The following is a 25714-nucleotide window of genomic DNA, read 5'->3' as shown; positions in this document are numbered from 1 at the left end:
GTTTGGCGAGAAGGCCAACACCACCCTCCGTCATCCTCGGGCTTGACCCGAGGATCCATGCCGTCGCCGCTGGTGGACGCGATGTAGATGCTCGGGTCAAGCCCGAGCATGACGGAGGGTGGGGGCTGCGCAACTGACTTAATGAGGGATACGAGACGTAACGCATTCTCGGCAGCCATCTGCAGAAAGACCACACGCATGCCAGACGACAATCGCGACCAGGCCGGCAGGCCCTCGCCCGATGCGCTTCTTGAAAAAGCCCGGGCGGAGTCGCGCGGCCGTCTGAAGATCTTCCTCGGTGCCGCCCCCGGTGTCGGCAAGACCTACGAGATGCTCGTCTCCGGCCGCGCCAAGATGGCCGACGGTCTCGATGTCGTCATCGGCGTTGTCGAAACTCATGGCCGGAAGGAGACCGAGGCGCTCGTCGCCGGCTTCGAGATCATCCCCCGCGTTGAAATCAGCTACAAGGGCCGGCCGCTCGAGGAAATGGACCTCGACGGCATCCTCGCCCGCCGGCCGGATCTTGTGCTGGTCGACGAACTCGCCCACACCAATGCCGAGGGCAGCCGCCATCCGAAGCGCTATCTCGATGTCAAGGAATTGCTCGATCGCGGCATCGACGTTTATACGACGCTGAATATCCAGCATGTCGAAAGCCTGAACGACGTCGTCTCGCAGATCACCCGCATCCGCGTGCGCGAGACGGTGCCGGACTCGATTATCGACCTTGCCGACGACGTCGAGATCATCGACCTGACGCCGGATGATCTGATCAAGCGTCTGCATGACGGCAAGGTCTACATGCCGCGCACCGCCGAACGTGCGCTGAGCAATTATTTCACCCCCGGCAACCTGACGGCACTGCGAGAGCTTGCGCTCCGCAAGACTGCCCAGCGCGTCGACGACCAGCTGCTCACGCATATGCAGGCCCATGCCATATCGGGCCCCTGGGCGGCGGGCGAACGCGTTCTCGTCTCGGTCGACCACCATCCGCGCTCCGCCTCGCTGGTGCGTTATGCCGCCCGCATGGCCTCGCGGCTGCGCGCACCCTGGGCGGCCGTCTATATCGAGACCAACCGCTCGATCAGTCTGACGGAAGCCGAGCGCGATATCGTCGCCGCCACGCTGCGCCTTGCCGAGCAGCTCGGCGGCGAAGCGATCACCATTCCCGGCCGCGAGGTAGCCGAAGAGCTCGTCCGCCACGCCACCGCCAACAACGTCACCCACATCGTTATCGGCGCCCCGAAGAAGCCGACATGGCGCGACTGGTGGAGCCGTTCGATCACCGACGAGCTGATCCGCAAGACCGGCGAGATCAGCGTCCATGTCATTTCAGGCAACGAGAAGGACGGCACCACCGCGCGCGGCGTCAGGGCGGCCGCCACCCCGCCGCCACTGGATTTCAGGGCTTACCTGCTGGCGACCAGCTATGTCGCCATCGCGCTCGGCGTCAGCGTCGTGCTCGACCAGGTGCTCGACGTGCGCAACCTCGCCCTCGTCTTCCTGATGGCGGTGCTGACCTCCGCCGTCCTCCACGGCCTGCGGCCGGCCCTTCACAGCTGCATCCTCAGCGCGCTTTCCTTCAATTTCTTCTTCCTGCCGCCGCGCTACACGTTGACGATAAGCGATCCGGAAAGCGTACTTGCGCTCTTCTTCTTCCTGGGCGTCGCCATCATCGCCAGCAACCTGACCGCGACCGTGCAGCGCCAGGCGGCGGCCGCCCGCCAGCGGGCGCGCACGACCGAGGACCTCTATCTCTTCTCTAAAAAACTCGCCGGCACCGGCACGCTCGACGACGTGCTCTGGGCGACGGCCTTCCAGCTCGCCTCGATGCTGAAGGTCCGCGTCGTGCTGCTGCTGCCGGAAGAGGGCGGTATCGCCGTCAAGGCCGGTTATCCCCCCGATGACACGCTCGACGATGCCGATATCGCCGCGGCCCGCTGGGCCTGGGAGCACAATCATGCCGCCGGCCGCGGCGCCGACACCCTGCCCGGCGCCAAGCGCCTCTATGTGCCGCTCCGAACCGGGCGCACCGCCGTCGGCGTCATCGGCCTCGATAGCGACCGCCGCGACGGGCCGCTGCTGACGCCGGAGCAACAGCGGCTGCTGGATGCGCTGGCCGATCAGGCGGCCCTTGCCATCGAACGCATCCAGCTTGTTGCCGATGTCGACCGGGCACGGCTTGCGGCCGAAGCGGACCGGCTGCGCTCGGCCCTGCTGACGTCGATCTCGCACGACCTGAAGACGCCGCTTGCCGCCATCCTCGGCGCCGCCGGCACGTTACGCGATTATTTCGCCTCGATGCCGGAGGAGGACCGCAGCGACCTGCTGTCGACCGTCGTCGACGAATCCGAACGCCTCAACCGCTTCATCGCCAACCTGCTCGACATGACCAAGATCGAATCCGGCGCGATGGAGCCGAACCACGCGCTGCATTATGCCGGAGACATCGTCGGCAGCGCGCTGCGCCGTGCCGCAAAGATCCTCGATCACCACAAGACCGAGATGAGCATTCCCGCCGACCTGCCGATGGTACGCGTCGATCCCGTCCTGTTCGAACAGGTGATCTTCAACCTTCTCGACAATGCCGCAAAATACGCGCCCGAGGGATCGGTCATCCACATCGAGGGCTGGGCCGATGCCGACAACGTCGTCGTGCAGGTCTCGGACGAAGGCCCGGGTATTCCACCGGCCGATCTTACCCGCGTCTTCGATACCTTCTACCGCGTGCGCAAGGGCGATCAGGTGCGCGCCGGCACCGGGCTTGGCCTTTCCATCTGTCGCGGCTTCATCGAGGCGATGGGGGGCACGATCACCGCCGGCAACCGGACGGGCCGTCCGGGCGCTGTCTTCACCATCCGCCTGCCGAAACCCACCGACATTCCAAAACTGGATGAACTCAAATGACCGGTTCAGCCGTCAAAATCCTCGTCGTCGACGACGAGCCTCCGATCCGCAAGCTGCTCCGCGTCGGCCTGACCGCGCAAGGCTACGAGGTGCAGGAGGCGCCGAACGCCAGCGCCGCCCGTCAGTCGGTCGCCGCCGACATGCCCGACCTCATCGTGCTCGACCTCGGCCTGCCCGATACATCAGGCCACGACTTGCTGCAGGCGTGGCGCGACGAAGGGCTTTCCATGCCGGTCGTCATTCTCTCCAGCCGCACCGACGAGGCCGGTATCGTCAAGGCGCTGGAAAGCGGCGCCGACGATTACGTCACCAAGCCCTTCGGCATCAACGAGCTCGGCGCCCGCATCCGCGTGGCGCTGCGCCACCGCCTGCAGCAGCAGGGCGAAAAGGCAATCTTCCAGACCGGCGGGCTGTCGATCGATCTCGTCAAGCGCATCGTCAAGGTCGACGGCCGGGAAATAAAGCTGTCGCCGAAGGAATACGACATCCTGCGCGTGCTCGCCCAGCACGCCGGTAAGGTGCTGACACACCAGTTTCTTTTAAAGCAGGTATGGGGGCCGGCGGCGGATGTGCAGTATCTGCGCGTCTATATCCGGCAGCTGCGGCAAAAGGTCGAGCAGCTTCCGGACCAGCCGCACTATATCACGACCGAGACCGGCGTCGGCTACCGGCTCAGGGAACCGGATTGACATCCCCTCCCTCCCGCTGCCCGAAGAGTATTGAGAATGACATGAACCTTCTGAACATCATCCGGCCGGAACACACCTTCATCGGCGTGTCGGCGCCGACCAAATGGCGCGCGCTGCAGACCATCGCCGACAAGGCGGCCAAGGCATTCTCCGTCGATGGCCAGACCATCCTGAAGGCGCTCGAAGTGCGTGAGAAGCTCGGTTCCACCGGCATCGGCAACGGTATCGCCATCCCGCATGCGGCGATCGACGGCATGACCAGCCCGTGCGGCCTTCTCATCCGCTTCGCCCAACCACTGGATTTCGAAGCGATCGACGATATCCCGACCGACATTGCCTTCGTGCTGCTCTTTGGAGAAAACAATCGCGGCGAATATCTGAACGTGCTGTCTGCCATCGCCAGGCGGCTGCAATCGGACGGCGTGCTTGCCGCCATGCGAAAGGCAAGGACGGTCGACGAATTCTATTCCGATTTCATCGCCGATTCACGGGTGTGACGTCCAAATTCAATAGCGAGAGCATGATGTCGTCCCGAAAACCGCTCACACTTTTCGGCATCATAAAAAAGGCGCGGCCCGAAGGTCGCGCCCGCTCGTCTGCAATCAGACTATCTTAGAAATCGCGCTGGAAGCGCAGGAAGCCGAACACTTCGTCGTCGCCTTCGTCCTCATCGTGATATTGCACGCTGAGCTTCGAACGCAGATCGTCGACGATACGGTAGTCGATGGTGACACCTGTGGTATAGGCGCTGCCGCCGGTGAAGCCGTTACCGTCAGCCTCGAGGGCGATGTTTTCAAAGTACTGGAAGCCGGGGGTGACCGACCACTTGTCGTTGATCTTCAAGGCATATTCTGCTGCGATCGTCCATTCGGACTCTTCGTAGTAGTAGTTGGCGCCGCTTGCCCATACGCCGGCAATGCCGAGCGTGCCCGGGCCGATGTCGGCATAGACGATACCGCGGACAGCGACTTCGCTGGTGTCGGTGTCATAGCCGGCAAGCAGGTAAGCGCTGATGGCGCCGGCCTTGTAGGAGACCTGGCCTGCGACACCAAAGTTGTTCGGGCCGTCGCCCGGCTTGGTGGCGTAGTCGTCTTCCAGTTCGTCGACCGAGATGCCGGCCGCGAAAGCGCCGGCCTCGTACTGATAACGGATCGAGTTGTGGGTCGTCTCGTTGCTGGCGAGCGTATCGGTCTCCCCGCTCATGTCGTCATCCCACCAGCTGTACAGCTTACCGACGCGGAAACCGGCAATGTCGATATAGCCTTCATCGAGCAATGCTTCCTGGTCGGTGGCATTGTCGACATTGTAACGCAGCGTGATGACGCCGGTGAGCGTGCCGTACTCGGTGTCGTTCTTGGCCTGGAAGGTGACCTGACCGCGAGTCCAGAAGTCTACGTCGGAGTCGCCGGAAATATGGTCACCGAAACGCACTTCAGTACGGATGTAACCGCCGATCGAAAGGCATGTTTCCGTCCCCGGAATATAAAAATAGCCGGTACCGTAGGCGTCGCAAACGCGAACATATTCCACGGGCTCGGGTTCCGCCGCCACGATGGCGTCGGCTGCACGGGCTCCGGAGGCCGCGGCAAGGGCGGCAACGGAGGCAAAAAGGATCGTCCTGATATTCATTTTGAATTGCCCTTAACAGGTTTGGAATGCGAGGCGCACTTCAAGGGTTGCCCCCGCGTTGCGGTCGGCGAATACGACCGCAACGGAGGCCATATAGGAATCCGCAAGTGTCATCGCGGCAAAATCTTGGCAAAAATCAGCACCATCATGTCGCTTTCGTGGAGGAACTGTGGCCAAAAAAACACGCTCCCGCGACACGACGGCGGGCGACGATCGATTGGCCGCGGCCAACTTCGGCACGTCCATTTCGAAACCGCCTCTCAAATGGAATGACATTCTAACAGCCCGACTGGAACGGGAAGAAACTTCGTTTCATTATACGACTGAATTGATAGAGTTAACACACAAACAGGAGGGTTCCCATGCAGACACAACGGTTCACCCGGCTCCTCGCGGCGGCGGTCATGGCAGGCAGCTTCGCAATCGGGGGCATCGCTCCGGCATTCGCGGATCAGACGCTTCTTAACGTTTCCTACGATCCGACCCGCGAATTGTACAAGGATTTCAATGCCGCCTTTGCCGCCAAGTGGCAAAAGGACAGCGGTGAAACCGTGACGATCCAGGCATCGCATGGCGGCTCCGGCGCCCAGGCCCGCTCCGTCATCGACGGCCTCGACGCCGATGTCGTGACACTTGCCCTCGAAGGCGATATCGACGCCATCGCCAAGGCGACCGGCAAGATCCCGGCCGACTGGAAGACCAAGTTCCCCAACAATTCGACGCCTTATACGTCGACGATCGTCTTCCTCGTCCGCAAGGGCAACCCGAAGGGCATCAAGGATTGGGGCGACCTGGTCAAGGACGACGTGCAGGTCATCACCCCGAACCCGAAGACATCGGGCGGCGCGCGCTGGAACTTCCTTGCCGCCTGGGCATGGGCGAAGCAGGCCAACGGCGGCGACGAAGCCAAGGCGCAGGATTACGTTGCGAAACTGCTGCAGCACGTTCCGGTTCTCGACACCGGCGCCCGCGGCGCCACGACCACCTTCGTCCAGCGCGGCCTCGGCGATGTGCTGCTCGCCTGGGAAAACGAAGCCTATCTTTCGCTCGAGGAACTCGGTCCCGACCAGTTCGAGATCGTGACACCGACCTTCTCCATTCGCGCCGACCCGCCGGTCGCCATCGTCGACGGCAATGTCGACAAGAAGGGAACACGCAAGGTCGCCGAAGCCTATCTCAACTACCTCTATTCGGACGAAGGCCAGAAGATCGCCGCCAAGCATTACTACCGGCCGTTCAAGCCGGAAGCCGCCGATCCGGCTGACATCGCCCGCTTCCCGAAGCTGACGCTGGCGACCATCGACGACTTCGGCGGCTGGAAGAGCGCACAGCCGAAATTCTTTGGCGACGGCGGCGTATTTGACCAAATCTACAAGCCGGCCCAATAATAGACTTCATGAAAGCACATAGCCCCACGCGGTGGCGGTTCAAACGGCCGAGCGTCATTCCGGGTTTCGGAATGGCGCTCGGCCTTACCTTGACCTGGCTCACCCTTCTGATCCTCATCCCGCTCTCGGGCCTTGCCGTCCGGTCGAGCGCGCTCGGCTGGGAGAAATTCTGGTCGATCGCGGTCGATCCCCGCACGTTGAACGCACTGCGTATCAGCTTCGGCAGCGCCTTCATCGCCGCGATCGTCAACGCCGTCTTCGGCATCATCCTCGCCTGGGTGCTGGTGCGTTACCGCTTCCCCGGCAAACGCATCATCGATGCCATGGTCGACCTGCCCTTCGCGCTGCCGACCGCCGTTGCCGGCATCGCACTGGCGACACTCTATGCGCCGAACGGCTGGATCGGTCAGTTCCTGACGCCGCTCGGCATCAAGATCGCCTTTACGCCAGCCGGCATCGTCGTGGCGCTGATCTTCGTCGGCCTGCCCTTCGTGGTGCGCACCGTGCAGCCCGTCATGGAGGAGATCGACAAGGAAGTGGAGGAGGCTGCGGCAACGCTCGGCGCCAACCGCTTCCAGACGATTTTCCGCGTGCTGCTGCCGGGGCTGGCGCCGGCCGTTCTCACCGGCTTCGCGCTCGCCTTTGCCCGCGGCGTCGGCGAATACGGCTCGGTCATCTTCATCGCCGGCAACCTGCCGTTCAAATCGGAGATTGCGCCGCTGCTGATCATCATCAAACTCGAAGAGTATAATTACGCGGCAGCCACCGGCATTGCGGCGATCATGCTGGTCCTCTCGTTCGCCCTGCTGCTGGTCATCAACCTTATCCAGAGCTGGAGCAGGCGGAGGTATGGCTATGGCGCTTGATGCGACCGTTCGACCGGCAAAGCTGCGTTCGGTGACGACTGAACATCGGATCGCACGCTACAGCCTGATTGTCCTTTCACTCGTCTTCTTGCTGCTGATCCTGCTGCTGCCCCTCGCGGCCGTTTTCGTAGAGGCCTTCCGCAAGGGCACCGGCCCCTTCCTCGAGGCGCTCGGCGATGCGGAGACATTTTCGGCAATCCGCCTCACATTGATCGTCGCGGGGATCAGCGTGCCGCTCAACCTCGCCTTCGGGGTCACCGCCGCCTGGGCAATCGCCAAATTCGAGTTCAAAGGCAAAGCCTTCCTGACGACGCTGATCGACCTGCCCTTCTCGGTCTCACCCGTGATATCGGGCCTGGTCTTCGTTCTGCTGTTCGGCGCCAATACCTGGCTCGGCCAGTGGTTCAGCGCTCACGACATCAAGATCCTGTTTGCGGTGCCGGGGCTGATCCTCGCCACCATGTTCGTAACCTTCCCCTTCGTCGCCCGCGAACTGATTCCGCTGATGCAGGAACAGGGAACGGCCGACGAGGAGGCGGCCCTTTCGCTCGGCGCCAGCGGCTGGCAGACCTTCTGGCACGTGACCTTGCCGAATATCAAATGGGGCCTGCTCTACGGCGTGCTTCTCTGCAACGCCCGCGCCATGGGTGAATTCGGCGCCGTCTCAGTGGTATCAGGCCACATCCGCGGCCAGACCAATACCATGCCGCTGCAGGTGGAAATCCTCTATAACGAGTATAATTTCACCGGCGCTTTTGCCGTCGCCACGCTTTTGGCCTTGCTCGCGCTCCTGACTCTTGTTTTGAAGACGCTGCTGGAAATGCGCTATAGCGCCGAAATCGCCGCCAGCCGGCGGCACTGAAGGATTTGGAATGGAAGTACGCGTTCAAAACATTCGCAAGGAATTCGATCGTTTTCCGGCGCTGCACGATGTCTCGCTCGACATCCGCTCCGGCGAGCTGATCGCACTGCTCGGGCCTTCGGGTTCCGGCAAAACGACATTGCTGCGGCTGATCGCCGGCCTCGAAAGCCCGACGGAGGGGCTGATCTTCTTCGGCGACGAGGATGCCTCGAAGAAATCGGTGCAGCAGCGCAATATCGGCTTCGTCTTCCAGCATTATGCCCTCTTCCGCTACATGACGGTGCTCGATAACGTCACCTTCGGCCTGAGAGTCAGAAAGGGTGCGCGGCGGCCTGCGAAGGCCGACATCCGCCGGCGGGCGCTGGAACTGCTCGACCTTGTCCAGCTTTCCGGTCTCGAAAAACGCTATCCCGCTCAGCTTTCCGGCGGTCAGCGCCAGCGCGTGGCCCTCGCCCGCGCTATGGCCGTCGAGCCGAACGTGCTGCTGCTCGACGAACCCTTCGGGGCGCTCGACGCCCAGGTTCGCAAGGACCTGCGCAAATGGCTGCGCGAGATCCACGACCGCACCGGACACACCACCGTCTTCGTCACCCACGACCAAGACGAGGCCCTGGAACTCGCCGACCGTGTCGTCGTCATGAGCCAGGGGGCGATCGAGCAGGTCGGCACGCCCGATCAGGTCTACGATTATCCGAACTCGCCCTTCGTCTTCGGCTTCATCGGCCAATCGAACTGCCTTGAGGTCGAGATATCAGGCGGTGACATCCTCTTCGAAGGCCGTTCGCTCGGTCTTAATGCCGATGGTGAGCCCGAGGGACCAGCGCAGCTCTATTTCCGCCCGCATGACGTCAGGCTCTGCGAATCAGCCGAAAACTGCATAGCCGGCCAGCCGGTCTCCAGCCGCCGCGTGGCAGGCACCCGCCACATCGAATTGGATATCGGCAACGACCGCCCGCATATCGAGATCGAATTGCCGCCGAGCGAGGCCGACAGGCTTGACCGCAACCGGGTAGCTTTCAAGCCAACCCGCTGGAAACTGTTCCGCAGCTGATGGAGATTGGGCAGCGCGGCGCGTCTTTTCGAGAGCTGCAGAAGACGCTGTAACACTTTGAATTGCTGCTTAATTTTATCCTTGGATCGATTCCGATCTCGGGAATTATGGAATGGCTCATCGCCGGAATCGTATTTGGCGAGAGGCCCTTAAGGTTTTTGTTATCTAAGGTTGTTTGTATTTCAGTCATATGACGAGTAAAACGTTTTCGCTTAATCATGAAGGGCTGAACTAATTCCGTAGGAGGCACCTGGCGTTGAGGGCGGAGATTTCCTTTGGAAAATCCCTGATCGGGATTTTGTTTGTAGGACTGGCAGCGGCAAGCTGCACGACGACATCGAAACCGGCGGCGACGGCGGCGAACACCAAGACGAAGCAGGGCCAAGCGGCGAAAGTCACGTTCAATTATACGGCCAAAGACCGCGAGTGCCTGCAACGCGCGATGTATTTCGAATCGCAGCATTCGGACGAGGACGGCTACATGGCTGTCGGGACCGTCGTCATGAACAGGCTCACCTCTGGCGCCTATTCCACATCGATCTGCGGCGTCGTGGCCCAGAAAAGGCAGTTCGCGCCCGGCGTGATGACGCGCGAAGTCAAACCGCAGGCGGAAACTGAGCTTGCGAGCGCGGCCGATGCGATTCTTATCAAGGGCGCACGCCATCCTGCGGTGAAGGATGCGATGTTCTTCCACACCGATGGCCTGAAATTCCCTTACGACAACATGCACTATGTGACGGTTGCCGGCGGTAACGCCTTCTACGAGAAGCGCGATTCCAACGGCATGCTTGAAACGCCGCCGCCGCTGCCCTCCTACGAGGTGGCGATGAACTATGTGCCCGGCGAAAGCATGCTGCCGCCGCAATTCGAGACATTGATACCCTCGGCAGTTCCCGTTCCTCTGCCGGCTCCGGACCCCATGGCGACGGCGAGCACGGGGCAGATGCGGATAACGGCGCCGGTGACTTCGCCGGAAACATCACCGGTAACATCGGTCGAGCCGGAGCCGGGAATGCCCATCGCGATCCCTATTCCCCGGCCCGCCTATGACAGCGTGATGCTGCGTGAAAGCCTTCCGACGAACGGTGGTTAAACCGTCCTTCCGGTATGAGTTAGATGGAAGCGCGCCTAAAGCGCGTCGCAATCTTTCAGATCCGCTTACCGCACTTCAGGTCTTTGATTTCCGCATGTCGCGATCTCAAAACCGCTGCACACTTTTGCGCGACATGCTTTAGGCGCGCTCTTCCCAGACCCTCGCCAATTCCACGATCGTTTTGACGGCCTTTTCCATGTCCTGACGGCTCACCCATTCTAGCGGCGAGTGGAAAGCATGGCCGCCGGCGAAGATGTTCGGGCACGGCAGTCCCATGAAGGAAAGGCGCGAGCCATCCGTGCCGCCGCGGATGCTGCCGCGCACCGGCGTCATGCCGGCCCGGCGCACCGCCTCGATGGCGTTCTCGACGATCTCCGGGTGACGATCGAGCACCACCTTCATGTTGCGATATTGCTCCTTCACCTCAAAACGATAGGTCGAGCCGGGATAGCCAGCCAACACGTCCTTAACGATCGCTTCGAGCATCGTTTCCTTTTCCGTCAGCCCCTTGTCGGTGAAGTCACGGATGATGAGGCTCAGCGACGCCTTCTCCATCGAGCCGGTCACGCCTGTCGGATGGATGAAGCCCTGCTTTCCTTCGGTGGTCTCGGGGGCAAGATGCCTCGGCAGCCGGTCGATGATGGCGCCTGCGATCTTGATGGCGTTTTCCATGCGGTCCTTGGCAAAGCCGGGATGGATTGCCACACCTGATATGCTGATCTCGACGCCATCGGCCGAGAAGGTCTCATCCTCGATATGGCCGGCCGTCTCGCCGTCCATCGTATAGGCGAAGTCGGCACCGAGTTTCTTCAGGTCGACCTTGTTGACGCCGCGCCCGACTTCCTCGTCGGGGGTGAACAGGATCTTGATCGTCCCATGCCTGATATCGGGATTACCGACGAGCATCTGAGCCGCGGTCATGATTTCGGCCAGTCCGGCCTTGTCGTCGGCACCGAGCAATGTCGTGCCGTCGGTCGTGACGATATCGTTGCCGATCTGGTTCTTCAACTCGGGATGATCGCTGACGCGGATCACCCGGCTCGTATCATTGGCAAGCTTGATATCACCGCCAGCATAGTTCCTGACGATCTGCGGCTTGACATCGGTGCCGCTGAAATCGGGTGCGGTATCCATATGCGAGCAGAAACAGATGACCGGCACCGTCTTGTCACTATTGGCCGGAATGGTCGCGTAGACATAGCCGTGTTCATCGAGATGCGCGTCGGCAAGACCGATCTTCAGCAGTTCATCGACCAGAACCCGGCCGAGATCCTTCTGCTTGCCGGTGGTCGGCTGCGTCGACGAGGCAGGATCGGATTGCGTGTCGATAACGACATAACGGAGAAAGCGGTCGAGAACAGTGTCGGTCATGGCATCCAGTCCAGCAAGATCACACGGACGATATAGCCCTCCTGGGCGATGCGGCAAAAGATTTTTCCGCTCGCAGCGCGTGAGGAATGACTGTTCAATCCCATTTCATGCCCCCCTGTCGGATACCGGAATCGAGACCACATGTGAAACCAGCCTACCGTCGCTGACCTCATGCACGAGGAAGGACGGAGCGTCGATCACCGAAAGATCGGCACGGCCTTCCAGCAGAAGCGGATTGGGCAGGCAAAGGGAGCCGCAGGTCTGGACAGGGATCGATCCCAACCGACCAATTGCAGGTCGGTGGACATGGCCGCAGAGAATCGCCAGCGGCAGCCTGTGCATTGTCTCCAGGGTGCTGAGAAGCGCACTGCCGTTCCTGCATCCCACCTGGTCCAGCACCTCGATGCCGATCCTGAATGGCGGCTGATGCATGAAGAGAAGCGAGGGTGTCCTCACATCCGCAAGCACGCTCATCAGCCATGGCAGATGCGGCAGGACATCGCCATAGCTCTGACCGGCGACGGTCACATCGACACCGAAGAGGGTCAGGCCATCGACGGCTGTCTGGAAGTGCATCGGTCCCGTCGCATTGATCCGCGCGCCGACGGCGGCAAGTTCGGAACGCATCAATTGCACGTCGTCACCGTTGCCCGGCAACAGGTGGACAGGGCAGTCCAGCGACCGCAGGCTTTCGGCGACCAGGCGATAGCCTTGCCGCCATCCGTCGTCCACCAGATCTCCGGTGACAACAAGTGCATCCGGGCGGAACGTCTTCAGCCACGCTATCGCTCGCTCCAGCGTCCGCACCGACGAAAGGTCCGGCCTCGCATGGATATCGGATATCTGCGCAACGAGCATATTCTGCCTCCCCGCCCTACCGGAGACAATATGCCGAAACCGATAGCGTCCGGCTACCGGCCTCCGACCATTCAATCGACGCGTTTTCCTTCGCCATCGAACACGTGCAGATATTGAGCGGGGAAGGCCACATTGATTTTCGGACCTGCCTTCAGCGCTTCGCGGTTCAGCGTGAAGATCTTGAATGGCAGACCATGCAGGGCAAGGTGGAGGATGATGCCGAAGCCTGTGGGCTCGACGAGTTCCACATCGGTGGCGAGCCCTGCCCCGCCGTCGCTCACCAGCACATGCTCCGGCCGGATGCCGAGCGTCACCTTTGCGCCGTCGACAAGCGGCAGCGGCTTTGCAAGCGGCACGATCGTGCCGTCCTTCAACTTCACGCCGCCGGCATCATAGGTGGCCTCGAGGAAATTCATCCCCGGCGAGCCGATGAAGCCGGCGACAAAGAGATTGGCGGGGCGGTCGTAGAGTTCCAGGGGACTGCCGACCTGCTGGACCACCCCGCCATGCATGGCGACGATCCGGTCCGCCAGCGTCATTGCCTCGATCTGGTCGTGGGTCACGTAGATTGAGGTCGCCTTCAGGTCGCCATGCAGTTTCTTGATTTCGGCGCGCATCTGTTCGCGCAGGCGCGCATCGAGGTTCGACAGCGGTTCGTCGAACAGAAAGGCCTTCGGCTGGCGCACGATGGCGCGGCCCATGGCGACGCGCTGGCGCTGGCCGCCGGAAAGCGCCTTCGGCCTTCGTTCGAGCAAAGGGTCGAGGCCGAGCTTGGCAGCGGCTGCGGCCACCGCGCCTGCAATCTTCTCCTTCGCCACCTTCCGGAGCCTGAGGCTGTAGCTCATATTGCCGGCGACGTTCATATGCGGGTAAAGCGCGTAGGACTGGAACACCATGGCGATGTCGCGATCCTTGGGATGCAGTTCGTTGACCCTATTGCCGGCGATGCTGATCTCGCCTGATGTGACCTCCTCCAGCCCGGCGATCATCCGCAGCAGCGTGGACTTGCCACAGCCGGACGGGCCGACGAGCACGACGAACTCGCCGTCCCGGATCTCGAGGTCGACGCCGTGCAGCACCTGCACATGACCATAGGCTTTGTGAATATTCCGGATATCGATCGATGCCATTTGTTTAACCCTTGACCGCGCCGGCCGTCAGGCCCTGGACGAGATAGCGCTGGATAAGCAGGAAGAAGAGGCCGGCCGGAATGAGCGCCATGACGCCCGCCGCCATCATCTGCCCGAAATCCACCGAGAATTTCGAAACGAAGGTGAGAAGGCCGACCGGGAAGGTCGCCGCATCATTGCCGTTGATCAGCATCAGCGCGAAGAGCAGTTCGCTCCAGGCGGCGGTGAAGACGAAACCGAGGGTGGCGGCGATCCCCGGCAGCGTCAGCGGCAGGATGATCTGGCGAAACGCCGTGAACTGCGTCGCCCCGTCGATCTTCGCCGCCTCTTCGAGATCCCTCGGGATGCCGTCGAAGAAGGACTGCATCAGGAAGGTGGCGAAAGGCACGTTGAAGGCGGTGTAGACGACGACGAGCCCGGTCAGGCTGTTGGTCAGGTGCAGCGGCGACAGGATCTTGAAGATCGGCGCCACCAGCATGATCAGCGGGAACATCTGGGTCAGCAGCATCAGGGCGACGATCCAGTATTTTGCCCGGAAATTGAAGCGCGACAGCGCATATCCCGAGAGCGAGGCGCAGATGGTCACGGTGACCGCCGTCGAGGCCGAGACGATCAGGCTGTTCTTGAAGAAGGTCGGAAAGGCGCTGTGGCGCAGCACGAAGGCATAGTGATCCCATGTCATGCGCGATGGCCACATGCGCACGCCCTCGCTATAGAGCAGGTCATTCGGCGTCACCGAGACCTTGAGCAGCCAGAACAGCGGAAAAAGTGCGAAGGCGATGTAGCAGAGGATCGCCAGACGGTGTGCGATGGTGGGAATGACGGATCGTCTCATGATCTCAATCCTTGTTCAGCAGCGTCTGCCGGAGCAGGATGATCAGCATCGAATAGGCAAGCAGCAGCACGAGCAGCACCAGCGCGATCGCCGAGGCATAGCCGAAATCGAGCCGCCTGAAGGCCGTCGTGAAGATGTAGCTGGCGACGATCTGCGTCCGGTCGGCCGGCCCGCCACTGGTCATGACGACGATGAGATCGGCGAAATTGGAAATCCATACGGTGCGCAGCAGCACCGTGATGGCGATCGTCGGCGCCAGAAACGGCAGGGTGATCGAGCGGAAGCGCTGGAACCAGCCGGCGCCGTCGATCGATGCCGCCTCATAGAGATCGCGCGGGATCGCCTGCAGCGCCGCAAGCAGGGTGATGGCGAAGAACGGAATGCCCCACCAGACATTGGCGACGATCGGCCCCCACATCGCATAATTGGGATCGGAGAGGATGTTGCCCGGCTCATGCATCAGCCCGAGGGCGAAGAGCCAGTGCGGGATCGGCCCGATGACGGGATTGAACAGCCAGGCCCAGTTGAGGCCGACGAGAAAGGACGGCACGGCCCAGGGCAGGAACACCAGCGCCTGGGCGATCGCCCTGCCCTTAAAGGGCTTGTCGAGCAGCAGCGCCAGGATCAGCCCGAAGACGAACTGCAGGACGACGGAAGCGCCGGTCCACCAGAGCGTATTCCGCAGCGCGCCATAGAAGGCGGCATCGCCGGCAAGCTCGCGGAAATGATCGAGCCCGATGAAGCCGCCGGAAAACGGATTGAGCAGTTGGATATCGCGGAACGCATAGGAAATGCCGACCGTCAGCGGCACCAGCATCACCGCAATGATCAGGATCAGCGACGGCGCGCTGTAGAGATAGGGCTCCGAAGCATCGGCAACCCGACGCAGCCATGGCCTGCGGTCGCGACGCATGTCGAGCGTATCGGAGGAAATGGTCATCGGTCTGCAATTTCCATTGTCTTACCCGGTTGGGAATTTGTGGTGCTTTTGAATGGAGAGACCGGAGCCCCCTCATCCGCCTGCCGGCACCTTCTCCCCGCTGGGGAGAAGGGAATATGCCGCAACGTTTCCGTTCCCTCCTCCCTCGGGGAGAAGGTGGCCCGTAGGGTCGGATGAGGGGGCTTCTGGCTCAAAGCCCGCTATCCGCTATTTCTTAGCAAGGAACTTCTGCTGCGCCTTGGTGAGGTAGTCAGCCCACTGGTCGGCCAGATCCTTTGCCGAGATATCGCCGAGCAATGCCTGCTGCGAGGTCTTGATCGCCAGCGAATCCTTGAAGAAGGCGAATTCCTCGAGGTACGTCGGCATCACGGTTGGTACCGTGTTCGGGTCCGCCAGTTCCTCGAACCAGCCCTTGAACTGGTCACCGGCATAGAACGGATCCTTCTCGGCCGCCGTATAGGCCGGGAGGGCGCCGATGCGCTTGTTCCACTCGATATTGCCTTCCGGCCCTTCGAGCGTGGCGATCAGCTTCCAGGAGAGATCCTTGTTGCCGCTGGTCGTGAACATCGACCAGCCGCCGTAGCCGATCGTCGGAAAGGACTTGCCGTCAGGACCCTTCGGCAACGGCATGACGCCGAAATCATCCTTGTTCATGCGTTCGGCGATGGCGATCAGCGCATCCGGATCCTGGTCGAGGAAAGCGCAGGTGCCGGAATAGAAGCCGGCGACGACTTCGTTGAAGCCCCAGTTGACGCTGTCCTTCGGCGCATAGCCCTTCTTGTAGAGATCGACCATCCATTCGATGCCCTTGGCCCAACCGGGGCTGTTCATCGTCGAGGTGCCGTCGTCATTGAAGTACTTGTTCGAGCCGGCCATCGAGGCGGCAAAGATCATCCAGCCGTTGAGACCACCCGGTCCGCCACGCATGCAGTAGCCGTATTTGCCGGACAGTTTGGAAACCTTCTCCGAAGCCGCGGTGAATTCCTCCATCGTCTTCGGCGGCGCGGCAACGCCGGCTTCGGCAAGCAGCTTCTTGTTGTAGAACATCGCCCTCAGATAGAAGCCGTAGGGCAGCATATAGGCTGTGTTCTTGATGTCGCGGCCGAGTTCGAGCGCGCGCGGCGTCAGCTCCTTGGTATGTTCCCACTTTTCGAGGTAGGGCTCCAGGCTCTCGAGCATGCCGTTATTGGCATAGAGCGACAGCCAGGTGTCGGGCATTTCCATCACATCGGGCACGTCGCCGGCCGATACCATGGTCGCGAACTTCTGGAAGGCTTCGTTCCAGGGCAGCGAGATGATGTCGACCTTGGTGCCGGGATTGGCGGCTTCGAATTTGCCGACGATCGATTTCAGCGTTTCGGTGCGCTCCGGGCTGGTAATGACTTCGACAAGCTTGAGCGTCGTATCGGCAAAGGCCGTACCCGCCATCATCGAAGCAAAGAGCGTCGAGATTATTAGTTTTTTCATGGCTCAGTTCCCCCTTATTAGGTTTCTCTCGGGTTTCAGGATTGTGAGGCGGCGGCGAGCGCCTCCTCGATGTCTCTCCACAGAGCCTCGGTTCCTTCGAGGCCGACATGGAGACGTACGGATCGCGCATGGATGCCGAAGGCATGTGCGGAATTCGGCTGTGCCTTCTGCTGAAGCACCACCTCGCCCGGTACGATCAGGCTTTCATGTCCACCCCAGCTTACGCCCAGTTTGAAGAGCTTGAGGTGATCGGCGAAGGTGCGGATATCGACGCCCTCGCGGAAGATGAAGGAAAACAGGCCCGAGGTGCCGATGAGGCCGGCGGGCAGGCGGTTGGCGAGCCCCGGATGGCAGACCGTCTCCACCACGTCGAGCTTCTGCAGGCGCCTGGCGATTTCAAGCGCCGATGTCTCGTGGGCTTTCATGCGCAGCGGCAGCGTGCGCAGGCCGCGGATCAGCAGCCAGGCGTCGAACGGCGAAAGCTTGCCGCCGAGATAGGGATAGGCCTCCGCTTTGATGCGTGCGATCATCGCCTTCGAGCCGGCGATGACGCCCGCCACCACATCGCTGTGGCCGCCGAGATATTTCGAGGCCGAATGGATGACGAGATCGACGCCGAGCGTCAGCGGCCGCTGGAAGAACGGGCTTGCCCAGCTGTTGTCGATCATCGAGACAACACCGTGCCGCTTGGCGAGGGCTGCGAGCGCACCGACGTCATGGGCCTCCATCACCCAGCTCGTCGGGCTTTCCAGGTACAGAAGCTTGGCGCCGGGCAGCGCCCTGGCGACCGCTTCCTCGTCGCGCCCGTCGACATAGGTCACCTCGATCTTCATCCGTTTCAGGATGGTGCCGAACAGGCGGAAGGCGTCGGGATAGACATGATTGACGGCGACGATGCGATCGCCCGGCTCGACAAAGCTCAGCACCGAGGACGAGATTGCCGCCATGCCGCTCGCAAAACCCAGCGCATCCTCGGCACCTTCGAGCTTGGCGAGCATTTCCTCGAAGGCGCGTACCGTCGGGTTCAGGCCGCGCGTATAGATCGGCCGCACCTTCTCGCCGCGATAGGAGGCGATCATGTCCTCGTAATCGGAAAAGGTGAAAAGCGAGGTCTGGAAAATCGGCGGCACGACGGCGTCAGCGACGTTGCTCTCGTCGTGCGCGGTGATGAGGGAAGCAAGATCGAACGGTTCTGCGCCGTTGCTCATTTGGACATTTCCTTGATGTCTTCCTCGACGATATCGAGAATTTTCAGTGTTTCGGCGCGCGCCGCCTCGGGATCCCCGGCAGCGATCGCGTTGAAAAGGGTGCGGTGAAAGGGAAAGGATCGGCGGGCGAAATCCTGCCGGTCGAACGGATGTTCCCAGAAGCGCTCGAAGGTCTCGCGCATCTGCTCTAGAAGCTGGCGAAACAGCGGATTGTGGGTGGCGTCGTAGACGGCGAGGTGAAAGGCCAGATCCTCCGGCCCGGAGGTGCCTTTCTCCAAGTGCACCCGTTCCATCGCGTTGAGCTTTTCCTCGATGACGACGAGATCCCTGCTCGTGCGCCGCCGCGCCGCGACCATACCCGCCTCGCATTCGATGCCGCGGCGAACCTCCAGCGTCTGCAGCAGCGCGTCGCGCAGGTGAACCGTGTCGAGGGACAGCGGCATGTGAATCGTCGCCCTGGAAACCGGTTTCAGCAGATACGTGCCGCTGCCCTTGCGCGTCTCGATAACGCCGAGCGCCTGGAAGTGGCGGATCGCCTCGCGAATGGTCGAGCGGCCGACAGCAAGGGCTGCCATCAGCTCGCGCTCGGCCGGCAGCCGATCGCCCGCCTTCAACCTGGCTTCCTCGACATAATCCGCCAGCGCATCGGTCACCTGACGCGCGCGGTCCATGACCGGAAGCGGCCGGATCACCGGCCTGTCGCTGCTATTTGCCTTCATGGTTCCCCATTTTCTTATCAGGCAGTCAGGCCTTGAAATTGGTCTGACATCTTAGCATTTCTCAAAGTGGGGAAAGCGTCAAGGGGTGTTTGTTGGGAACGAACTCGCGTTGGTTCAGCCAACATGCATGGTGGCAAGCCCGTTCTCCGTTCTTATTGGGAGGTTGCGGGTGTCATAGTGCATTCGTGCCAATGTGCGGGTTGGGCGCCGGGCCAAAAAGCGGCTTAGCTGGACATCACGCGGAGAGCGCTACCATCCTGTCAATTGCCAATTTGTACGCCCGTTGACCGAGAATCGGCGTCCGAACCCGAGATTTGGCGGACGCAACGGTGCGTTCACGGCGACGTAATCATCGAGTGAACTTTTAGTCCGATCGATAACAGGTGAACTATGCAGTCTTGCGGAAAGCATAGGCTTGGTGTCCCGTTCCGTCACCCACTTTGAATTGTCCAATCAGCTCGCGTAGCGTAACGGTCTCGTTCGCCAGCGACGTGGAGGCGGCACTCGCCTCCTCGACCATCGCAGCATTCTGTTGGGTCGTCTGATCGAGGCTGTTAACTGCCGTGTTTATCTCAGCGAGACCTGTCGACTGCTCGCGCGACGATACTGCGATCGCTTCGACGTGTTGATTCATTGCTACCACGAGCTCACCGATCTGCTTCAAGGCACTGCCGGTTTTCGAGACCAGCTCGACACCTGTTGCCACCTCCCCGCTCGATGTTTGAATGAGCGATTTGATTTCCTTTGCCGCCTTTGCCGAGCGCTGCGCCAGCTCGCGTACCTCCTGGGCAACGACCGCGAAGCCCTTGCCAGCTTCGCCCGCGCGTGCCGCTTCAACACCTGCGTTCAACGCGAGGAGGTTCGTCTGAAAGGCGATTTCGTCAATGACACCGATAATGGTCGATATCTCGTTGGAAGATTGCTCGATGCGGCTCATTGCTTCGACTGCTTGTGTGACAATCTGGCCGGACGTCGCTGCGCTGGCGTTGGCCTCAGCGGCAACCTTCCGGGCTTCCTCGGCGCGTTTGGAAGATGAGGCGACGTTTGCTGTGATTTCGTCCAGCGCGGCCGCCGTTTGTTCCAAAGCCGCCGCCTGCTGCTCGGTGCGTCTTGCGAGGTCGTTCGCACTGTTGGCGATCTCGTTCGATCCGCTGTCGATACCCACTGTCGAGCCGGCCACTTTGGTCAGCGTGCGACAGAGCTGGGCCACTGCACTGTTGAAGTCGCTCCTTAGCGCCTCAAAATCAGCATCGAATGGCTCGCTGATCTGGATTGTGAGATCGCCGTCAGCCAGCTTCTTCAAGTTTCCGGCCAATCCGTTCGTCGCCTGAGCCATCGCCGCCGCTCGCGCACGGTCAATCTCCTCACGTCTCTGGCGTTCACCTTCTGAAAGGGCGCGACTTACCTCAATTTCCTGATCCGCTTTGATCTTGGCCAATGCCGTCTGCCTGAAAACTTCGACCGCCCCAGCCATCGAGCCGATTTCGTCGGTTCGGCTGGCATAAGGAATGATTGCCGCCGTGTTGCCTGCAGCAAGCCCGGTCATCGAACCCGTAATCGCATTGATTGGACGGGCGATCTGCGCGGCAACGTAGACAATCGCGCCAGCGACAATCGCCAAGACTAAGGCAATAAGGCCCCAGGTGCTCCAGAGGATCGCACTATAGGTTAGCTCGCTGCTCTCGTATGAGGCATCCGAACCCTTGACGTTGATGTAAAGCAGCTCGCCAGCGTCCTTGTCGGCTTCTTGGATAATGGGCTCCATATCATTGTAGAAAATGACCTTCGCCGCATCGTTGTCGTTCTTACGAGATTTCTCGAGCATCGGCTCGGCTGCATTCGCGTAGTCGGTTGCGCCTTTTGCGATCTGTTCCAGTAATTCTTTCTCGTGAGGCGATGATATCAACGCGTTATAGGCTTCGATCGCTTTTGCCAGTTCTTCCCTCTGTGCGGTAACCTGCTTTTCAGCCGCCGCGATCGCTTCGTCACTGAGGGACATGATGTGATTGGCATATGCGAACTTCATCTTCTGAAGTTGGAGTTGAATGTTCCTGACAACGGAAACGCTTGGCAGCCAATTCCTGGCAATGGCAGTAGTGTCCTCATTTACCGCTCGCACGCTACTCAGCGAGAACATTGCGAAGCCGAGAAAAATGGACGCAAACGTCAGATTGATGACGATCAGGGAGGTTCGGACGGTAGGCCTGCGCATGTATTCACTCCTTGGAACGATGTCAGGCCAGGTCACAAACTTGGCTCTTGGTAAGTATTGTATGAATTTTAGGGATTTCTGTTTAATTAAACGTCAAACCCGCAGTTAGTGTGCTTTACTTTGGCACTCGCCAAAAGGCAGTATTAATGCGCGTGTCGAGCAATCTGCCGAAGGCAATTCGGCCAGCAAAGCTGGACGGATTATGCGCAGCCGATTGACCCGAGTTGAGTATTCCTCGAGCCAGTCACCGGAACGTGGCCATCATCGCCTCTGGGCTACTGGCGGTGGCACCCGAAACCTTCAAGGACAAAGCACTCAGGCTTTCCCAAAGGGCCAACAAACTTCGGATCATCGGGCTCGGTGCGGAGATCGGGATGGCACGGCATGCCGACCTTTGATCTTCTATCGCGTACGCTCGCCTGCGTCCATGACGCGTATAACGACAACGCCAACGAGGACGACGCGGACGCGATCAAGGATGGTGCGAGAGAAGCGTTCAAAAAGGCCAGAGGCCTTTTCGAAAAGAAGGTGACGTGCCCACCTTACCTTAGGCCATTTTGAACTGGAATTTTCCACTCCATGAAGCCCCGAGGTTTTGGAAGCGTAGATCGCGTTCGTTTTGAAGCACGCGGAGTGGCAAAAGGGCTCGGCATCGCCTATGTCTCGGATCGCACGGCCCGGCCTTTTCTCGAAAGTGGCGGGCTCGTCACCGTGCTTGACGACTGGTGTCCCACCATTCCGGGCCTTTGTCTCTATTATCCCGATCACCGTCACGTACCGCAGGGTTTGGGGCCTTCATCACGGTGCTGACCGAGGTCGAGCGGCACAGACAATAGATCGCCCTCGTCCGCCCTTCAGAATCCCCTGATCCGGGACGCGATCCAGCGCTCGAAGAGCGCTTCGCCCAGCGACGTCTCAAGCTCGCGGATCTGCCGGCTGACCGCTGCCTGCGAGATGAACAGCTCCTGCGCCGCCAGCGTGAAGCTTTCGAGGCGGCCGGCGACCTCGAAACTCCGCAAAGCCGTCAATGGCAGGCGTCCACGCTTCATCCATAACCTCAAGTCATTCGAGGGCGACGATAAGCTCGTTTGAAGGCGCCAGGCAAGAGGCGGCATATGACGCGAAGGAGAGATATCGATGCGCAGGCGGATATTCGAGATCATATTGAACGTCATCCGACTGGTGACGTTTCAGCCATGGCCAGGCGCCGGGCGAAGTGAGAACGGCGACAGCACCCACTGTCGCCATGACATCAGACCGGCACCGGCTCCAGATCGACGAGCGCCTTGATCGGCAGGTGGTCGGAGGCGATGCGCGCCAGTGGCGTATCATGCGCTTCCACCTCCGAAATGATCCCCTTGCGGTTGGCGATGATCCGGTCGAGGGCCAGAAGCGGCAGGCCGGCGGGGAAACTCGGTACGGCGGCCGGCAGCTCGCCGAAGGCGGATTGGAAGGTGTTGAGCGAAGACCGGTCGCCGAGCCGCCATTCGTTGAGGTCGCCAAGCAGGATGGTCGGCATCTCGTGCCTGTCGTTGATCAGTTCGACCAGCGTGCGGGCCTGCTGGGCTCTGCTATGGCGCAGCAATCCGAAATGCGCGGCGATGATGCGCAGCACCCCGCCCTGCTCGAGTTCGATTTCGGCAACCAGCGCCCCGCGCGGCTCCAGTCCCGGCAGCTTGACCTGGTGCACGTCATGCACCAGCCCCTTCTTGAAGAGCACGACATTGCCGTGCCAGCCATGCGCCTTCGCCATGCCGGCAATCGGCACCGGGATCAGTCCCGTCTCCCGCTCCAGCCGGCCGAGATCGAGAATGCCCGTGCGTTCGCCAAAGCGCGTATCGGCCTCCTGGAGCGCAATCACGTCGGCGCCGATTTCATGGATCACCCGGCTGGTGCGCTCCGGATCGAAGCGGCGGTCGGTGCCGATGCACTTGTGTACGTTGTAGGAGGCGATCAGCGTTCCCGCACTGCGCGGCCTTGCCTCGGTACAGGCTGGGTCGAGCCGCTTTTTCCTGCTCCTGATCGAGGCGAGAATGCTGGCGGGAAGGCTGTCTTTTCTGGCGTGCATCGGCAGGCGCACTCGTCCCGTTGATCGAAAATGCTTGTCTCAGCAGTATAGGCAGGCAAGCCGAACTTACCACGTCCGATCACAAAAAATCCGTCAGAGATAGGGCGACCCCAGCCATAGCACCTTTTCGATCAGCCGCACCGCGAAGGGTCGCGCCTGCAGGCCCTCAAGCGTCACCGGCGCTGCCGTTTTCAAGGTTTCCTCGATGTGCTCGTCGATCTCGGCGGCGAAGCCCTCGTTCAGCACTTCGAGATCGACCTCGAAATTCAGCCGCAGCGAACGCGGGTCGAGATTGGAAGAGCCGACATAGGCCCAGGTGCCGTCGATCGTCAGCAGCTTCGAATGGCTGAAGTTGCCGGTGGAGCGCCAGATGCGGCAATAATTCTTGAGGATCTGGTCGAATTGCGCCGTCATCGCCCGGTCGACCAGGACGAGGTTGTTGACCGCAGGCACGACGATATCGACTTCGACGCCGCGCCGCGCCGCCGTCACCAGCGCGCTGATGAGTTCGCGGTCCGGCAGGAAATAGGGCGACATGATGCGGATCGATTGGCGCGCCACGGAAAAAGCGCCCATCAGCATCTTATGATTGGTCTCGACGCTGCGGTCCGGGCCGGAGGCGACGACACGCATCAGTATGGGATCACCGGCGCTGCGCTCTGGCGGTTCGATGCGCCACGGCTCGTCGTTCAACAACTCCTGCGTCGAGAAGCGCCAGTCTTCGGCGGCGAGGTCGAAGAGGTCGGCCACGACAGGGCCCGTGACGCTAAAATGCGTGTCGTGGGCAAAGTTTTCGCCTGTCGCCTCCTCGCTGAAGCCCGCCCTGATGTTCATCCCGCCTGTCAGCGCAATTTTCCCGTCGACGATCAGGATCTTGCGGTGGGTGCGCAGATTGGCATAAGGCAGCCGCAAGCCCATGATGACGTTGCCGTTGAAGACGGCAACAGTGACGCCGCTCTCCCTGAGATGGCCGAGAATGCTCGGCACCGAATAACGCGCCCCGACCGCGTCGATCAGGACCCGGACCTCCACACCACGCCTGACCGCGGCAATCAGCGCATCGGCGATGCGAAGGCCAACCGCATCTCGGTCGAAAATATAGGTTTCGAGCAGGATGCTGCGCGTCGCCTCGTCGATGGCTGATTTCATCGCGGCATAGGCCTCGTCGCCGGTCTCCAGCACGTCGATCGTATTGCCTGTCGTCAACGGATTGCGAGTCACCCGGTCGCCCAGCGTCTGCAGCGCGGCAAAACGGCGGCCGAACTGGCTGATCACCGTCTCGGCCTCGGCATCGAATGTCTCCAGTTCGTCGAATTCGGCCGCAAGCAGCAGCGCGTCGCGGCGAACGCTCAACGATTTGCGGCGGATGCGGTTGATGCCGGCAATCGCGTAAAGCACCGCGCCGATGATCGGAGACAGAATGATGACGCCGACCCAGCCGATCGCTGCACGCACCTCCTCCTTGGTCATGGCGGCATGGATCGCCGCCGCGGCCCCCATGGCGATTGAAACGACAAAGAGGATATGCGGCCAGTAGGTTGATAGGAGATAGAACATCGCTGGCGAATATAGCCGCGAAACCGCGACGTTCAATCACACTGCCGCTCTCCCATGAGGCGAAATTTTTCACCATGACCATTGTGCCAGCCCGGGGACCGATCGTGAAAGGTTCCGGAATGGGCCTGCAGATTGCAAAGCGCGCGGCTCATTCCCGAACGGGAACAATCCCGGCACAGATCGATTGACCCCAAGGAAATGAGGATCGCCATCATGAACATAGCCGCAAACGTCGGTCCCGCCTTGGCGCTCGAAGTCGCGGATGCTGACAGCATTGCCGAACTCCGGCATCAGGCCGAAGACTGCACCCGCTGTGATCTCTACAAAAATGCCACGCAGATCGTCTTCGGCGAAGGTCTGGGGAAAGCCGAGATCGTCCTCGTCGGCGAGCAGCCGGGCGATCAGGAGGATCTGACCGGCAGGCCCTTTGTCGGCCCCGCCGGCCGGCTGCTCGATCGCTGCCTCGAAGAGGCCGGTCTCGATCGTCAACGCTGTTATGTCACCAATGCGGTCAAGCATTTCAAGTTCACGCCACGCGGCAAACGGCGGCTGCATTCGAAACCGAATGCCGGCGAGATCAGGCGGTGCGCCTGGTGGCTCGGCGCAGAGATCAATATCCTGCAGCCGAAACTCGTCGTGACGCTCGGCGCAACCGCTCTTTATGCGCTGCTCGGCCCGAAAGCAAAGCTGACGCCAGAGCGCGGCCATATCCTGCAGCCGACAAATCGTCCGCCTGTTCTGGTCACCATCCACCCCTCCTATCTCTTGCGCATTCGCGACGAAGAAGAGCAACAGCGGCAGCGCCGGGAGTTCGTGTCAGATCTGCACAAGGCGGCAGCGTTTCGGCCCGCTTGAGTGCCGATT

The 25714-nt window shown here is 61.0% G+C and carries 22 protein-coding genes and 2 pseudogenes; 10 read left to right on the top strand and 14 right to left on the bottom strand.

Annotation, left to right across the window (positions count from 1 at the left end; all coding sequences use genetic code 11):
* Window positions 1-198 precede the first annotated feature (198 nt).
* From N1937_RS30480 to N1937_RS30470, 3 genes are read left to right on the top strand one after another with little or no spacing between them, the layout of a single operon-like run.
* Window positions 199-2907, top strand: coding sequence for a sensor histidine kinase (locus tag N1937_RS30480; protein ID WP_260060258.1), 2709 nt, complete (start codon window positions 199-201; stop codon window positions 2905-2907).
* Window positions 2904-3596, top strand: a complete 693-nt coding sequence (locus tag N1937_RS30475) for a response regulator transcription factor (RefSeq protein ID WP_260060257.1) — start codon at window positions 2904-2906, stop codon at window positions 3594-3596. The genes N1937_RS30480 and N1937_RS30475 overlap by 4 nt, the downstream gene beginning before the upstream one ends.
* Window positions 3597-3637: 41 nt before the next feature.
* Window positions 3638-4093, top strand: a complete 456-nt coding sequence (locus N1937_RS30470) for a PTS sugar transporter subunit IIA (protein WP_260060256.1) — start codon at window positions 3638-3640, stop codon at window positions 4091-4093.
* A 115-nt stretch (window positions 4094-4208) separates the two neighbouring features.
* On the opposite strand, the gene N1937_RS30465 is transcribed toward N1937_RS30470, so the two are convergent.
* Window positions 4209-5225, bottom strand: a complete 1017-nt coding sequence (locus N1937_RS30465) for a porin (RefSeq protein ID WP_170277678.1) — start codon at window positions 5223-5225, stop codon at window positions 4209-4211.
* A 12-nt stretch (window positions 5226-5237) separates the two neighbouring features.
* The gene (locus N1937_RS30460; RefSeq protein WP_157386387.1) at window positions 5238-5471 is read right to left on the bottom strand and encodes a hypothetical protein; all 234 of its coding nucleotides are present in this window, start codon (window positions 5469-5471) and stop codon (window positions 5238-5240) included.
* A 116-nt stretch (window positions 5472-5587) separates the two neighbouring features.
* Here N1937_RS30460 and N1937_RS30455 point away from each other — a divergent pair, with 116 nt between their 5' ends.
* The 5 genes from N1937_RS30455 to N1937_RS30435 all read left to right on the top strand — a co-directional run bounded on the left by N1937_RS30455 (window position 5588) and on the right by N1937_RS30435 (window position 10485).
* Complete coding sequence (locus N1937_RS30455; protein ID WP_017968351.1) at window positions 5588-6613, top strand: sulfate ABC transporter substrate-binding protein; 1026 nt, start codon at window positions 5588-5590, stop codon at window positions 6611-6613.
* Window positions 6614-6621: 8 nt separating this feature from the next.
* Window positions 6622-7479: a sulfate ABC transporter permease subunit CysT gene (gene cysT / locus N1937_RS30450; protein ID WP_162115288.1), complete on the top strand. Its 858-nt coding sequence runs from the start codon at window positions 6622-6624 to the stop codon at window positions 7477-7479.
* Window positions 7469-8341 (top strand): sulfate ABC transporter permease subunit CysW, encoded by an 873-nt coding sequence (gene cysW, locus N1937_RS30445; RefSeq protein WP_017968349.1) that lies wholly within the window; start codon window positions 7469-7471, stop codon window positions 8339-8341. The genes cysT and cysW overlap by 11 nt, the downstream gene beginning before the upstream one ends.
* A 10-nt stretch (window positions 8342-8351) precedes the next feature.
* A complete protein-coding gene (locus N1937_RS30440; RefSeq protein WP_017968348.1) occupies window positions 8352-9392 on the top strand; it encodes a sulfate/molybdate ABC transporter ATP-binding protein in 1041 nt (346 codons plus the stop codon).
* A gap of 256 nt (window positions 9393-9648) precedes the next feature.
* Complete coding sequence (locus tag N1937_RS30435; RefSeq protein WP_260060255.1) at window positions 9649-10485, top strand: cell wall hydrolase; 837 nt, start codon at window positions 9649-9651, stop codon at window positions 10483-10485.
* A 138-nt stretch (window positions 10486-10623) separates the two neighbouring features.
* Here the strand turns inward: N1937_RS30435 and pepT are convergent, their stop codons facing one another.
* The 9 genes from pepT to N1937_RS30390 all read right to left on the bottom strand — a co-directional run bounded on the left by pepT (window position 10624) and on the right by N1937_RS30390 (window position 21225).
* Window positions 10624-11856, bottom strand: coding sequence for a peptidase T (gene pepT / locus N1937_RS30430; protein ID WP_260060421.1), 1233 nt, complete (start codon window positions 11854-11856; stop codon window positions 10624-10626).
* Between the two features lie 105 nt (window positions 11857-11961).
* Complete coding sequence (locus N1937_RS30425) at window positions 11962-12714, bottom strand: metallophosphoesterase (RefSeq protein ID WP_260060420.1); 753 nt, start codon at window positions 12712-12714, stop codon at window positions 11962-11964.
* A 71-nt stretch (window positions 12715-12785) separates the two neighbouring features.
* Complete coding sequence (locus N1937_RS30420) at window positions 12786-13844, bottom strand: ABC transporter ATP-binding protein (RefSeq protein WP_162115283.1); 1059 nt, start codon at window positions 13842-13844, stop codon at window positions 12786-12788.
* A gap of 4 nt (window positions 13845-13848) precedes the next feature.
* On the bottom strand, window positions 13849-14679 hold the full coding sequence (locus tag N1937_RS30415) for a carbohydrate ABC transporter permease (protein WP_260060419.1): 831 nt from the start codon (window positions 14677-14679) through the stop codon (window positions 13849-13851).
* Between the two features lie 4 nt (window positions 14680-14683).
* Window positions 14684-15619, bottom strand: a complete 936-nt coding sequence (locus tag N1937_RS30410; RefSeq protein ID WP_260060418.1) for a carbohydrate ABC transporter permease — start codon at window positions 15617-15619, stop codon at window positions 14684-14686.
* A 207-nt stretch (window positions 15620-15826) separates the two neighbouring features.
* Window positions 15827-17086 (bottom strand): ABC transporter substrate-binding protein, encoded by a 1260-nt coding sequence (locus N1937_RS30405; protein WP_260060417.1) that lies wholly within the window; start codon window positions 17084-17086, stop codon window positions 15827-15829.
* A 35-nt stretch (window positions 17087-17121) separates the two neighbouring features.
* Window positions 17122-18294 carry a PLP-dependent transferase gene (locus tag N1937_RS30400; protein ID WP_260060416.1) on the bottom strand — a complete coding sequence of 391 codons (1173 nt, stop codon included), beginning with the start codon at window positions 18292-18294 and terminating at the stop codon, window positions 17122-17124.
* Window positions 18291-19013 (bottom strand): FadR/GntR family transcriptional regulator, encoded by a 723-nt coding sequence (locus N1937_RS30395; protein ID WP_170281961.1) that lies wholly within the window; start codon window positions 19011-19013, stop codon window positions 18291-18293. Before N1937_RS30395 ends, N1937_RS30400 begins: the two co-directional genes overlap by 4 nt.
* Window positions 19014-19401: 388 nt before the next feature.
* Entirely contained in the window at window positions 19402-21225 is a 1824-nt protein-coding gene (locus N1937_RS30390) for a HAMP domain-containing methyl-accepting chemotaxis protein (RefSeq protein ID WP_260060415.1), read from the bottom strand.
* Window positions 21226-21855: 630 nt separating this feature from the next.
* Between N1937_RS30390 and N1937_RS30385 the strand changes: the two are divergent.
* Window positions 21856-22061: pseudogene (locus N1937_RS30385) on the top strand (LysR substrate-binding domain-containing protein); the annotation flags it as partial.
* A 48-nt stretch (window positions 22062-22109) separates the two neighbouring features.
* On the opposite strand, the pseudogene N1937_RS30380 reads toward N1937_RS30385, so the two are convergent.
* The 3 genes and pseudogenes from N1937_RS30380 to N1937_RS30370 form a co-directional block, all read right to left on the bottom strand.
* Window positions 22110-22274: pseudogene (locus tag N1937_RS30380) on the bottom strand (LysR family transcriptional regulator); the annotation flags it as partial.
* A gap of 203 nt (window positions 22275-22477) precedes the next feature.
* The gene (locus N1937_RS30375) at window positions 22478-23293 is read right to left on the bottom strand and encodes an endonuclease/exonuclease/phosphatase family protein (protein ID WP_260060414.1); all 816 of its coding nucleotides are present in this window, start codon (window positions 23291-23293) and stop codon (window positions 22478-22480) included.
* Window positions 23294-23386: 93 nt separating this feature from the next.
* Complete coding sequence (locus N1937_RS30370; RefSeq protein WP_162115363.1) at window positions 23387-24850, bottom strand: phospholipase D-like domain-containing protein; 1464 nt, start codon at window positions 24848-24850, stop codon at window positions 23387-23389.
* A 213-nt stretch (window positions 24851-25063) separates the two neighbouring features.
* On the opposite strand from N1937_RS30370, the gene N1937_RS30365 reads away from it, so the two are divergent.
* Window positions 25064-25705, top strand: coding sequence for a UdgX family uracil-DNA binding protein (locus N1937_RS30365; protein WP_260060413.1), 642 nt, complete (start codon window positions 25064-25066; stop codon window positions 25703-25705).
* Window positions 25706-25714 lie beyond the last annotated feature (9 nt).

Source organism: Rhizobium sp. WSM4643 (genome assembly GCF_025152745.1).
In the GTDB taxonomy this organism is placed as follows: Bacteria; Pseudomonadota; Alphaproteobacteria; order Rhizobiales; family Rhizobiaceae; genus Rhizobium; species Rhizobium leguminosarum_I.
Note: the sequence above shows the minus strand (reverse complement) of the source record. Positions and strands in the feature narration are given on the sequence as shown.

Excerpts from the sequence above, each read along its gene's own strand:
- N1937_RS30480 (WP_260060258.1), top strand. The coding sequence starts at position 199 with ATGCCAGACGACAATCGCGACCAGGCCGGCAGGCCCTCGCCCGATGCG.
- N1937_RS30475 (WP_260060257.1), top strand. The coding sequence starts at position 2,904 with ATGACCGGTTCAGCCGTCAAAATCCTCGTCGTCGACGACGAGCCTCCG.
- N1937_RS30470 (WP_260060256.1), top strand. The coding sequence starts at position 3,638 with ATGAACCTTCTGAACATCATCCGGCCGGAACACACCTTCATCGGCGTG.
- N1937_RS30465 (WP_170277678.1), bottom strand. The coding sequence starts at position 5,225 with ATGAATATCAGGACGATCCTTTTTGCCTCCGTTGCCGCCCTTGCCGCG.
- N1937_RS30460 (WP_157386387.1), bottom strand. The coding sequence starts at position 5,471 with ATGGACGTGCCGAAGTTGGCCGCGGCCAATCGATCGTCGCCCGCCGTC.
- N1937_RS30455 (WP_017968351.1), top strand. The coding sequence starts at position 5,588 with ATGCAGACACAACGGTTCACCCGGCTCCTCGCGGCGGCGGTCATGGCA.
- cysT (WP_162115288.1), top strand. The coding sequence starts at position 6,622 with ATGAAAGCACATAGCCCCACGCGGTGGCGGTTCAAACGGCCGAGCGTC.
- cysW (WP_017968349.1), top strand. The coding sequence starts at position 7,469 with ATGGCGCTTGATGCGACCGTTCGACCGGCAAAGCTGCGTTCGGTGACG.
- N1937_RS30440 (WP_017968348.1), top strand. The coding sequence starts at position 8,352 with ATGGAAGTACGCGTTCAAAACATTCGCAAGGAATTCGATCGTTTTCCG.
- pepT (WP_260060421.1), bottom strand. The coding sequence starts at position 11,856 with ATGACCGACACTGTTCTCGACCGCTTTCTCCGTTATGTCGTTATCGAC.
- N1937_RS30425 (WP_260060420.1), bottom strand. The coding sequence starts at position 12,714 with ATGCTCGTTGCGCAGATATCCGATATCCATGCGAGGCCGGACCTTTCG.
- N1937_RS30420 (WP_162115283.1), bottom strand. The coding sequence starts at position 13,844 with ATGGCATCGATCGATATCCGGAATATTCACAAAGCCTATGGTCATGTG.
- N1937_RS30415 (WP_260060419.1), bottom strand. The coding sequence starts at position 14,679 with ATGAGACGATCCGTCATTCCCACCATCGCACACCGTCTGGCGATCCTC.
- N1937_RS30410 (WP_260060418.1), bottom strand. The coding sequence starts at position 15,619 with ATGACCATTTCCTCCGATACGCTCGACATGCGTCGCGACCGCAGGCCA.
- N1937_RS30405 (WP_260060417.1), bottom strand. The coding sequence starts at position 17,086 with ATGAAAAAACTAATAATCTCGACGCTCTTTGCTTCGATGATGGCGGGT.
- N1937_RS30400 (WP_260060416.1), bottom strand. The coding sequence starts at position 18,294 with ATGAGCAACGGCGCAGAACCGTTCGATCTTGCTTCCCTCATCACCGCG.
- N1937_RS30395 (WP_170281961.1), bottom strand. The coding sequence starts at position 19,013 with ATGAAGGCAAATAGCAGCGACAGGCCGGTGATCCGGCCGCTTCCGGTC.
- N1937_RS30390 (WP_260060415.1), bottom strand. The coding sequence starts at position 21,225 with ATGCGCAGGCCTACCGTCCGAACCTCCCTGATCGTCATCAATCTGACG.
- N1937_RS30375 (WP_260060414.1), bottom strand. The coding sequence starts at position 23,293 with ATGCACGCCAGAAAAGACAGCCTTCCCGCCAGCATTCTCGCCTCGATC.
- N1937_RS30370 (WP_162115363.1), bottom strand. The coding sequence starts at position 24,850 with ATGTTCTATCTCCTATCAACCTACTGGCCGCATATCCTCTTTGTCGTT.
- N1937_RS30365 (WP_260060413.1), top strand. The coding sequence starts at position 25,064 with ATGAACATAGCCGCAAACGTCGGTCCCGCCTTGGCGCTCGAAGTCGCG.